Here is an 11,395-nt window from a genome sequence, read left to right as displayed (position 1 = left end):
CTACCTATTGGGGAGCATATAATTTCAACATTTGTGAGTGTTTTATCTTTTATAAAAAAGATTGAATCCTTATAAAACAGATGGCGATGATCGATTATATTCGATACCTTGAATGCGTTCCTGATGGGTGTAAACATTAAATCCGTTAGCTCGGATAAAGCCAACCGCCGTAATTCCGAGTTCCTCTGCTAAATCTAGGGCAAGATTGGTAGGTGCAGATTTGGATAGAATAATTCCTACTCCAATCTTGGCTGCTTTTAGTAACACCTCGGATGAAATTCGGCCACTGAAAGCAATGATTTTGTCCTTAAGTGGTATTCGGTTAATCATGCAATAGCCAAAAAGTTTATCCAGGGCATTGTGTCGACCGATATCCGTTCGTGCTGCCACAATTCCATCCTTCGTACAAAGAGCTGCATTATGAACCCCGCCGGTTTGTTGAAAATGTGAAGAGTTTTCTTGCATTTGCTTCATTAACTCACGGCATTGTTCCGGTGTAACCGTCAATTTTGTCATAACTGTTTTAGCTGTCTTTACGTCGTTATGAAAGTAAAATTGCCGTCCTTTTCCACAACAAGAACCAATGAATCTCTTCGAATGGAAATCTTTTTGGAACGAATGTTTACTCACAAGATCAACATAAGCAAATCCCGTTTCTTCATCAATATGGATCGATTGAATATCTTGGTAGACTCGAATCACACCCTCAGAAGCTAGGAAGCCGACCACCAATTCTTTCAGTTCAGAAGGGGTACATACCATGGTGGCAAACTCAGTTCCATCTAATATAATCGTTAAGGCAGATTCGACTGCAATGTCATCCTCTTCCTCTATGAAGTTATGTCCATTATACTTGACAATGTTTTGAGAAGTAGTGATTTCCTTTAACAAATGCGGTGCCCCTTTCCATAGATATTCTTGCCCTTAACCAACTTCTGTTTCAAGCTCAGCAATCGGCTTTTCTAGATATTGGGTATCTTTACGCGCATGATATCGTTCTGCTTTTTCAACAGTAACTGTGATGTTGTAATCCGGAATGCCGGCAAATTTCTCATACCGACCCCGCGGCAGTAAGTAGTTACCCTCCGGGAAATGAACTTCTAAATTTCCTTGCGCAATATCAACAAATTTTGCCGTACCTTGGAAGACGCCAAATCCGTTATAAACAACAATTCCTTCCGCTTCAGCAATGCTTAATTTTTGCCCATCAACAGGACTCATTAATACATCATAACGACCAGCACCGTTTAACGGATCTACTTCTTTATACACCATCGAGTTAAACTGCTTACCACGGCGAGATGTAATAATAAATTGTTCTGGCTTTTTATTTAAATCCGGAATATCAACAGGAATTAAGGTACCTCTCCCATCTGGAGTTGGACAAATTCCATCTTCACATAACCAAGCGCCCCCCCACTGGAAAACGTCTCCTTGCTTTTTCAAATGCTGAATACCGTCGTAATCAGGGTTTGCTTTGGCAATTTCCTCACGAATTGCCTGCCCGTCAGCAAAATCAACCAAATGAGCCGTTTCTGGTTTCACACGCTTCGCAAGGTCCAGATAAATCTTCCATTCTGCACGTGCTTCTTCAATCATGTTTTTGTTACCAGTAATTTCCGGAGAGAAGTAAACCATCCGTTCTGTTGATGTACTCGTGCCGCCTCCTTCTTGCTCATAACGCGTTTTCGCCGGTAACACGATGACTGCTTCTTTCGCATCAACTAAAGTCGATGTGTTTAAAATAATATCTTGATGAACGCGAATCTCCAGTTCAGATAAGGCTTGTTCAATAAAATCTGGGTCAGGCATCGTTTCTAAGAAATTACCACCAGATAGGTAATATAATTTCACTTTCCGCTCATGATCTTCTGGAAGAACAATGTTTTCTAGTGTGACGCCAACGATATCACCCTGCCACTTTGGCAGGTCAAATCCCCAAAGTTTTTCAATTCGCTCTACATTTTTCTCATCCCAGCCTCCGCCAGGTAAAACAAACGGGTCTGCCCCCATTTCTCCGCTGCCTTGAACGCTAGAGTGTCCACGGAACGGCATGAGTCCAGCGTGCTTTCGTCCTAAGTGTCCACGAAGGAGTGCCAGGTTTGCTACTTGAGAGATATTGTCAGTTGCAAACGAGTGCATCGTCAGACCAAGAGCCCACGCATATACCGCATTTTTGCTGTTTGCTAAAAGTTCAGCTAATTCAATGATTCGTGCTTTAGAAACACCTGAAGACTCGATGATATCTTCCCAAGGTTGTTCTTGGACTTTTTTCTTTAATTCCTCGTAACCGTTTACATGTTCCTCTACGAACTCATGGTTAATCGCTGACCCATATGCTTTATCCTCCATATCAAACCAATGCTTCATGATTCCATGCATAAAGGCAATATCCCCGCCAATGTTGACTTGATAGAAGTCATCGGCAATTTTTGTACCGAATAATGCAGACTCAGGGTTTGAAGGAATCCAATACTTATCCATCGCTGGTTCACGGTATGGATTAACAACAATGATTTTGGTTCCTTTTTTCTTTGCTTCAAGCATATATTTCGAAGATACAGGTGATGAGTTCGAAGCAACACTTCCCCAAAACAATAAGACATCTGTTCCGATCCAATCTAAATAATTGGATGTCGAAGCTCCCACACCAATGGAACGTTTTAAAGCTGTTTTACTTGGAGCATGGCAAATACGGGAAGCGTTATCAATGTGATTGGTCCCAAGAAAACGAGCTACCTTTGCTGCAACATAATAACTTTCGTTTGTAATCCCTCGAGCGGTTAAATAAAATGAATATTGTTTCGGATCCAACTTTTTCATTTTATCTGCAATTAAATCCATTGCGCCATCCCATGTAATCCGTGAAAATTCACGTTCCCCTTTTCGACGAATCATTGGATATGGAATTCGACCTAGCTTACGAAGTTCACTGCTATCATACTTCCTTAGTTCATCGATATCTGCATGAAGAATTTCAGGCGGAATCGCAGGCATTGTATTTAGCCGAAGCACATTCAAACGTGTGGTGCAAACGTGTGGTCCCTCCAATGTTTGGTCATACAACCCTGATACACCGAGTGCACAACCGTCACAAACCCCTTTTGTAATAATACGTGTGGCATAGCCGATATTGTCTTTATTATCCCAAGCAATCTTCATCGTATCGCGGATGTGCTGCGGCTTAATCTTTCCTAGTCCAAAAGGAATTGGACTAACCCAGTATTTAGGAGCAGGTAACATTGCCTTTTTTTGTGGTCCTGGATGTTGAGTTTTTCCCATTTTCATTTCCTCCTCTATTTGTCAATTGCAATGATCCCAATAAAAAACCACCTAGGACTTTATTCATCCGTAAAAAAGGACAAATAGATCTAGGTGGTTAGTCTTTAACAGGTACGCTGTCAAGTGCCAACATTATGCAGTTAAAAGAAGTTTTTATCTGGATTAACTTTAAGTCTTTAAGTTAAACTTTTCCTCAATATCTTGATCAAACACGAAAATTGACATCCCCATGTCGGTTTCAATATCAATATCCACAAAGACACGAATGAATCTTGCATCAAGTAGTTCTTCCATTTCCTGAGGATAGTTTTTTTTATAAATGTCCTTTACCATTTCAGTACGAGCAGATCGTAACATTTGTTTCCCATCTTCGGCTGTTGCAATAAATTTTTCAATAGGAGATAAATTACCTTCTAATTCACAAATTGCCCAGTTCTTACAAAAAGTTGTTCGAACCTGACTAGGGCCTTTACCCATAAAACGTTTTCGATACGTGCGAACAATGTTACTAAATTCTGCTTCATATTTATTCACATAACTCAACTCACTTGTTTTTACTCAATATTATCACTATGTTAATGATGTTTATTCTATTATTATACAATAAAACGAAACAAAAATAAAAACCATTGTAATAGATTCCTTATAGGTTCCATAAAAAAGGCGGAATCCCAATTGAATCATTACAACGGTTCTACTAAAACAGGTTCGCTGTTAAGCACTAACAGTTATAATATTTTACCCTTGTCATATGAGTTAAAAAACCTCTTAACCGATCAACAGGTTCGCTGTTTCGTATTAAAAGAGACTCCTATTTTATAATAAAATCGTAAATTTCACAAATTGTTCACATTTGACAACTTAATCATAACATGGCAGTGAAATCAACACAATAGATAAAATTTTAAATACCAATTGTTCTCGTTCCGACGCCTTATCATGGAGCGGTAAATATGAAATCGCGACTGTGTAGATAAAATTATTCATCGCGGATTTCGTTCGATCAGGAGAATCATGAATCGTTTACCACTTCCTCATTTATGATCATTCCCACTGCATTCTAATTATTATCAAGCAATTCATTATTCCACGCCACTTTCTAAAATCGTGAAAGTCTTTTTATCACAATTAATTTCCGCCATTGCTCCATAAGGCAACATAAATTTCGGTTCGGTATGACCAAAATTCAAGTTATATAGGATCGGCAAATCCTCCAAATTAAATTCCTTCATGACTTTTTGAATTTCAACTTTATATTCATCGTAATATTTCTCGTCTTGCGGTTTACCAAAAATGATTCCATTGGCTTTTTGTAGAATTCCTTGTATGGCATAATTTCGCAACCAATACTTAATATTATTTGGTTCCGGCTTTTCTTCAGATGTTTCAAAGAAAAGAATACTTTCATTCCAATATTTCTTTTCAGGCCAAAGCACTGTTCCTTTGGCAAACTCTAGTACCTCTATACAGCCTCCAATCAAATGTCCTCGTGCTACACCTGAGCCTTGAAGTATCTCGTATCCTACATTTTGTCGCATTGTCCGTCGGCGGTTCTTATTCTCTTCTATCCATTCTAAACGTTCACTCGTCCATTCTTTGGCTGGTTGAATTTCGCCAATCATCTCATTTGAAAAGAGCGTTCGATTCACCATGTCAATCGTATATGGATCCATCTCAACGTTTTCAGCAAAATCGGTTAATATTGCCGGACCATAAAAAGAAGAAATTCCTGCTTTATGACAAAATAAATGTGAAACAGTTACATCTGAGTAGCCCATAAAAATTTTCGGGTTTTCACGTATAACATCAAAATCAATATAAGGAAGTAAACGAATACTATCTTCTCCGCCAATATTTGCAAAGATTCCTTTAATGCTTTCATCTTTAAATGCTGTCATCAAATCTTCAGCACGAGCTTGTGGATTTTTATAAAGATAGTCGCTCCCTTTTAAACTATTCGGCATTGGTATAACTTCCAGTCCGAAAACTTCTTCTATTCTCTTTACACCTTGTTCATACCGCCATCTAAGTTCTGGATCACCAGCACCTCCCCAAGACGGACTTACTGTTGCAACACGATCTCCCGGTTGCAATTTTTTTGGCTTTATTAACATATTTACTCCCACCCTTGTAGCATTTGATTAGCTAAGAATATACTATCCTCGTAGGTGAAGAACATTTCACCAATCTTTAATTTCTACAAGATTAAAAAATTTACCTGCTGTTATTTGATAATGGTCCTATACTATAATATTTTTAGAAATCTGACATTTACGATCTTTAAAGAACAAAAAAAGTGTCAGGCACCATTCAATAATTGGAAATCCTATCAATCTGATGCGTATTCATTCCTTCAATTTTACCACCTTAAGTATAATATTGGACATTTGCTAATACCGTGGTCAAATAAAAATGGTATTGAATCTATCTATCAATTAAATGATCCGTTCTCAATCTCGATTGTTGCTACTTCGCAACAGTTCTACTTAACAATATCGAATAAACGTATTAGAGCTTCATAATAGAATAGAAATAAGCCTTCAATTATACTGAAGATTAGAATGCAAAGGATTCTTCCAGAAAGAAGGACTATATATGCTATTTTACGTAATTGCAATCCTCGTTATTGTGATGGACCAGCTTTCTAAATATTTAATTAGGGCCTACATTGACATCAATGAAACATTTACATTGTGGGGAATTCAACTCACACATATCGAAAATAGTGGGATGGCAGGAGGTTTATTTCAAGGCTATTCACGGCTCTTCGGAGTTGTGGCTGTGTTGTTCGTGATAGGTGTTTTATATTTTCGCAGAACCGGAGAACTGAAGGGTGCTCTCATCGATAGTAGTTTGGGATTCCTAGTCGGAGGAGCAATTGGAAATGGCATTGATCGTCTTTTGTTTGGGCAAGTGACAGATTTTATCATTCGTTCTGGTGGAATTCTTAACTTGGCCGACCATGCCATCGAGATTGGGGGGGTACTGCTTATTATTTATGGAGCCGTTAGCTGGTTAAAAAATAAGCACTAGATTTTCTAGAAAAGCACATGGGAAAATGTTCTTTCGTCCCCCAAAAATGACAATATGTTTTTAAAGCCCAAAATGTTGTTTTGCCAGCTCTTTGAATTTTACATTATCAATTGTCACTTTAGATAGAATTCCGTCAGCCCATTGGGTAAATGTGGTATTTGTTAAGGTGATATTTCCGTTATGGGTAAGTCGGGTAATTAAAGGTTGTTTGTTAAATGGAGATTTTGGGTGTTCTGCAATTATTCTTTGGATTTCACTCAAATCCGCCAAATCTTCAATAGGTTTCTTGGAATTAAATGCATAGCCCATTTTCCAATCTGTATCTTTATGCTTTAATTTCATCTCTAAACAATAGTCCCCATATTGATGATTTACTTTTTTAATCCGAAACTCCCCATTATACGAAGAGATGGTCTCACCGGATATTGGAACTGGTTTTAACGGTAAATTCCCACCAAAACCCGTGTCAACTAAATAGGTTTTTCCCTCGTGGTTTATAAGAACCGTTACATGCGTCCTTCCAAATTGATGATACTCGTCGGCAGCTTGATTATAAACAACACCGTCTGTTAAGACTGCATTAAACCCATTTTCTAATAGGTAGAAATAGAAAAGCGGATTTAATTCGAAACAAAGGCCGCCTTCATTTCTTTCCACTATTTTGTTCAATAAGTTTTCCTTTGTAATTTTACGGGTTTTGTTTTCAATGATAGTTAAATTTTCAAACGGAATGTTTTGTGCTGTTTTTTCAAGAACCTCATCTAATTTTTCAAAGGTAATTGTTTGGTTCATCGGCATGCCTATTCTGTTATGAAATAATGACGTCAGCTTTTGCATTTCTACCCCTCCAAATCCTTTTATTGCTTTATTTTTTTGAAATTCCTTTTAAACTATTATAATAGTTAATTAACGTCTGCACAAAATTCCAGTGTTTCTTTTCCCTTCCAAAGACTTTATGATCTAGAAGGTGCCTGACGCTACCAAATCACCTGTGTTTTAACAAAAAAAATGACACAAATTAATTGACAATTTGAGTCATTTTTTACATTTTTAGATTTTCATTTTTCCTTTTTATAAAAACGCTCCCCTGTTAAGGGGTTATAGTACACTCTTATTTTTTCATTGGTTACTGGGTCAATGTTTATTTCATCTGTTTTTTCAAATCCGGCGGGCACTTTTTCACCCTGTCGACCTTTGAAACGTTTGTCATAAATAAACACACCTAATAAAATAAAAACAATAACAGCGATGATTTGCAAACCGTAATAGGTGATAATTATCCAAAGTCCGTTCATTACATTTTCTCGACTACTACTGCCGTTCCATATGCAAAGATTTCAGTCATATTTTTTCCAGCTTCCCCTGAGTCGAACCGAGTCATAACTATTGCATTGGCCCCCATCGCATTTGCATTCTTGATCATCCGGTCCATGGCTTCTTTCCTCGAATCCTCCAGCATCACGGTATATTGTTTAATTTCTCCACCTACCAAACCTTTTAAGCTCGCCATAATATCCGCACCCAAGCCGCGGCTTCTAACAATTAAACCAAAAACAGGTCCTTTTACTTCGACCACCTTGTAGCCTTGGATATTTTCTGTTGTAACAACTAGCATACAAACACCCCCATCAAACAATTGTAAAATATATGAATAGCCTTTACTTCGTAAATGCGCACCCATTATTCCTTATTATACCATTTAAAAAGTGTCAGGCACCATTCAATTATATTTTCCCATTACTTGATCCGGATCGACTAATTGGTAAACTTCCAACCTGTCAAGAACCGTTCACATGAACTTCCATGACTTCAAGGCCAACTATTTAGTAACACTAACTTGTTCAAAAGGCCATGAAGGCAATTGTTTACGAAGAGTCTTATCTTCCCTATAACCTAAAGCGTACTCACCTTGCATAATCGTATGGATTTCCCTAGTACCTTCATAGATCACTGGAGCTTTGGAATTCCGCAAAAAGCGCTCTACTGGATATTCATCGGAATAACCATAAGCCCCATGGATTTGAACGGCATCATTTGCAGCATCAAAAGCAGCATTACATGAAATCCACTTAGCAAGAGACGTCTCCTTTGTATTTCGTTTACCCTCATTCTTTAACCACCCTGCTTTAAAAACCAGAAGTCTTGAAATCTCAAGATTTGCGCTCATCTTTGCAATCATTTGCTGTACAAGCTGGTGCTTTCCAATCTCTTTCCCAAATGCTTTCCGTTCATGGCAATACTTAAGGCTAGCTTCAAGACTTGCTTCTATTAAACCTACTGCTCCTGCAGCCACTGTAAATCGGCCGTTATCTAGTGCAGACATGGCAATTTTAAACCCTTCCCCTTCTTCACCTAATCTGTTCACAACAGGAACTTTTACATCTGTTAAAAATACTTCTCCAGTATTTCCAGCACGAATACCCAACTTACCCTTGATCGCCTTCGTTTCTACCCCTTCAAAACTACGTTCTACAATAAATGCAGTCATTCCTTTATGCCCTAAATCATGATCTGTCTTGGCAAAAATCAAGAAATGATCAGCAACATCACAAAGAGAAATCCATGTTTTAGACCCATTCAAAATATAGTAATCTCCATGCTTTGTAGCTGTTGTATTCATCGCTGCAACGTCAGATCCCGCATTCGGTTCTGTCAATCCGAAAGCACCAATTTTACGACCTTGTGCTTGGGGGACTAAATACTTTTGTTTTTGTTCCTCTGTTCCCCATTGCATGATCGTCATGCAATTTAGTCCAGTATGAACAGAAACGGCTGTACGATAGGCAGTATCTCCTCGTTCCAATTCCTCACATACAATCGCCAGTGTATTATAATCCATGCCGGCCCCACCATACTCTTCAGGGATACAGACACCCATTACTTGCAAATCCGCCAATTTTTTCAAAATAGCCGGTTCAAAATAACCTTGGCGGTCCCACTCCTGAATATTTGGAATGATTTCCTTATCAACAAATTTTCTAACCATTTCCTTTACACTTTGCTGCTCATTTGTTAATTCAAAGTTCATCATTTAAAATTTCCTCCTTAAATAATTTTATTTTGTTTTAATCTCGAAATTTCTTCGGAATTGTATCCAATGCTCTCTAATAGTGATTCAGTGTGTTCGCCAACCAGTGGAGGATGGCGCCTCATGGTTACTGGTGTTGCCGATAACTTCAACGGTGAGCCAGTTAATCGAAGATGATCAATTAATGGATGTTCCATTTCGACAATCATCTCTCTAGCCTTTATTTGTGGATCTTCAAACATTTCAGCGATGGTGTTGATTGGGCCATTCGGAACCCCAACAGCATCTAATCGTTCTTTCCACTCTTTTTTCGGCTTTTTTGAAAGCAGTTCTTCACAAATAGCCACTAGTTTATCGTTATTTTTTAATCGCTGTTCATTATGAATAAATTCTTCCATTTCCGCTAATTCAGGTCTACCCAAGACAGCAGCAAATCGCTTAAACTGCTCATCATTTCCTACGGCAATGACAAGTTCACCGTCCATGGTATTAAACGCCTGATACGGTGAAATATTTGGGTGCCGATTGCCCAGTCGTTTTGGAATCACACCGCTGCATAAATAATTACTTGCCACATTAATTAATGAAGAAATCTGGCAATCCATCAGTGAAATATCAATTTCCTGCCCTTCCCCGGTCTGGTTCCGATGCTGTAAAGCCCCTAATATCCCGATACAGGTATATAGTCCTGTTAACACATCTGCGATCGCCACACCAACTTTTACTGGAGTTCCTTCAGGTTCGCCAGTGATACTCATCAGTCCACTCATTGCTTGAATGATATAATCATAGCCTGGCAAATCCTTATAGGGACCCGTTGACCCAAAACCTGTGATGGAAGCCAATATCAGTCCAGGGTTTATTGCTTTTAACTGCGAATAGCCTAATCCCATTTTTACAAGTGTTCCAGATTTAAAGTTTTGAATCATGACATCGCTAGTAAAAGCCAGTTTGGAAAAGATTTTTTTTCCTTCTTCTGATTTAAGATTAAGTGTCATACTTTGTTTATTCCGATTGGCACATAAATAATACGCACTTTCTCCATTGACAAAAGGCGGCCCCCAGCCCCTCGTTTCGTCGCCTGATGCATAGTGTTCAATCTTGATCACTTCTGCTCCCAGGTCACCGAGAATCATAGAACAAAATGGTCCTGCCAGTACCCGAGAAACATCCAAAATTCGGATTCCATCAAGTGCCCCTCTCACAAAATCACCTCTTTCCGACTACTAATAAAACAAAAAGGAGCCAGCAAAACAAACAATGAAAAATTCCATTGATTGCTTTACTGACTCCTACTCATAGCTCGTCTTCCGGCGAAGGAAGATCAAGTGAATATAGTCAATTTAATATCATCATTTTTATTACGATCCATCTGGTCATGCAGCAAGGTTTTTGCTGTCACCCAGTTGTTATTCTAACTATATACCAATATTTTGAATTTTTCAACAATTACTTTTCTGTAGATTTTATTTGCTGATAATGGAGATCTAGATCTTTTAACGCCGCCACCAATGCATTGGCAGCCTTACCTCGATAATACATTTGAAGTGCAGCAATTGCGTCATCAATTCCGTCGTTTAAACTCATCCCCCTTAACACCTGGCCAACAAATCCACGGGCATGTTCAGTAGCCAATGTACAGGAGGCCTCGAGAATGACTCCATATTTTCTATCGATTTCTGCTGTAATCGTCAATGTTTCAAATACACTTTTCGCTGCCATCCCTTGGGGTAACTTTGCATGCCCGGCAATAAACAGAGTTTTTCCATTCTTCATTTGAATCTACCTCACTTTTAAAAAAATGATTTACGTTTATTACATGACCTACATTGGCTCTATTAATTTTTTTTCTGAAGAAATACGCCTGACTACAAATTTTCCAAAGATGATTGATGGTGGAAAACTTTAAGTCTTGTTAATGTATTCTCCAATTAATTCAATAATCCTGTTGTGTTATTTCAAGAAAGATAAAAGAGTCAGAACAATTTGTATCTTTTTCATGTGGAACCGTTTCAAGAAATAAATCCACCTTTAAAATAAAGTGCCAGGCAC

11 protein-coding genes and 1 pseudogene are annotated in these 11,395 nt (G+C 38.3%); 1 reads left to right on the top strand and 11 read right to left on the bottom strand.

Translation table 11 applies throughout. The annotated features are described in order from the left end of the window. Positions 1-69: 69 nt before the first annotated feature. The 5 genes and pseudogenes from fdhD to COE25_RS15695 form a co-directional block, all read right to left on the bottom strand. Complete coding sequence (gene fdhD, locus COE25_RS15715) at positions 70-891, bottom strand: formate dehydrogenase accessory sulfurtransferase FdhD (protein WP_098933264.1); 822 nt, start codon at positions 889-891, stop codon at positions 70-72. A 33-nt stretch (positions 892-924) separates the two neighbouring features. Next, positions 925-3,282 carry an FdhF/YdeP family oxidoreductase gene (locus tag COE25_RS15710; RefSeq protein WP_098933263.1) on the bottom strand — a complete coding sequence of 786 codons (2,358 nt, stop codon included), beginning with the start codon at positions 3,280-3,282 and terminating at the stop codon, positions 925-927. A gap of 168 nt (positions 3,283-3,450) precedes the next feature. Next, entirely contained in the window at positions 3,451-3,816 is a 366-nt protein-coding gene (locus tag COE25_RS15705) for a Na-translocating system protein MpsC family protein (RefSeq protein WP_088088270.1), read from the bottom strand. A 375-nt stretch (positions 3,817-4,191) separates the two neighbouring features. Beyond that, a pseudogene (locus COE25_RS31600) lies at positions 4,192-4,305 on the bottom strand (DNA alkylation repair protein); the annotation flags it as partial. Positions 4,306-4,364: 59 nt separating this feature from the next. After that, a complete protein-coding gene (locus tag COE25_RS15695) occupies positions 4,365-5,396 on the bottom strand; it encodes a S66 family peptidase (protein WP_098933262.1) in 1,032 nt (343 codons plus the stop codon). Between the two features lie 481 nt (positions 5,397-5,877). On the opposite strand from COE25_RS15695, the gene lspA reads away from it, so the two are divergent. Further along, positions 5,878-6,315: a signal peptidase II gene (lspA, locus tag COE25_RS15690; protein ID WP_098933261.1), complete on the top strand. Its 438-nt coding sequence runs from the start codon at positions 5,878-5,880 to the stop codon at positions 6,313-6,315. A gap of 60 nt (positions 6,316-6,375) precedes the next feature. Here lspA and COE25_RS15685 read toward each other — a convergent pair whose 3' ends face one another. The 6 genes from COE25_RS15685 to COE25_RS15660 form a co-directional block, all read right to left on the bottom strand. Beyond that, a complete protein-coding gene (locus tag COE25_RS15685; protein ID WP_098933260.1) occupies positions 6,376-7,152 on the bottom strand; it encodes an arylamine N-acetyltransferase family protein in 777 nt (258 codons plus the stop codon). 221 nt (positions 7,153-7,373) lie between these two features. Further along, positions 7,374-7,610, bottom strand: coding sequence for a hypothetical protein (locus COE25_RS15680; RefSeq protein ID WP_098933259.1), 237 nt, complete (start codon positions 7,608-7,610; stop codon positions 7,374-7,376). Then, a complete protein-coding gene (locus tag COE25_RS15675) occupies positions 7,610-7,930 on the bottom strand; it encodes a YbjQ family protein (RefSeq protein ID WP_088088275.1) in 321 nt (106 codons plus the stop codon). The genes COE25_RS15680 and COE25_RS15675 overlap by 1 nt, the downstream gene beginning before the upstream one ends. A 204-nt stretch (positions 7,931-8,134) precedes the next feature. Next, positions 8,135-9,343 (bottom strand): acyl-CoA dehydrogenase family protein, encoded by a 1,209-nt coding sequence (locus tag COE25_RS15670; protein WP_098933271.1) that lies wholly within the window; start codon positions 9,341-9,343, stop codon positions 8,135-8,137. 17 nt (positions 9,344-9,360) lie between these two features. Next, a complete protein-coding gene (locus COE25_RS15665; RefSeq protein WP_098933258.1) occupies positions 9,361-10,548 on the bottom strand; it encodes a CaiB/BaiF CoA transferase family protein in 1,188 nt (395 codons plus the stop codon). A 244-nt stretch (positions 10,549-10,792) separates the two neighbouring features. After that, positions 10,793-11,119, bottom strand: coding sequence for a DUF3870 domain-containing protein (locus tag COE25_RS15660; RefSeq protein WP_098933257.1), 327 nt, complete (start codon positions 11,117-11,119; stop codon positions 10,793-10,795). Positions 11,120-11,395: the final 276 nt, after the last annotated feature.

It is taken from the genome of Bacillus sp. AFS031507, assembly GCF_002584635.1.
Taxonomy (GTDB): domain Bacteria; phylum Bacillota; class Bacilli; order Bacillales; family Cytobacillaceae; genus Neobacillus.
This window is presented reverse-complemented; position numbering and strand designations above follow the sequence as displayed.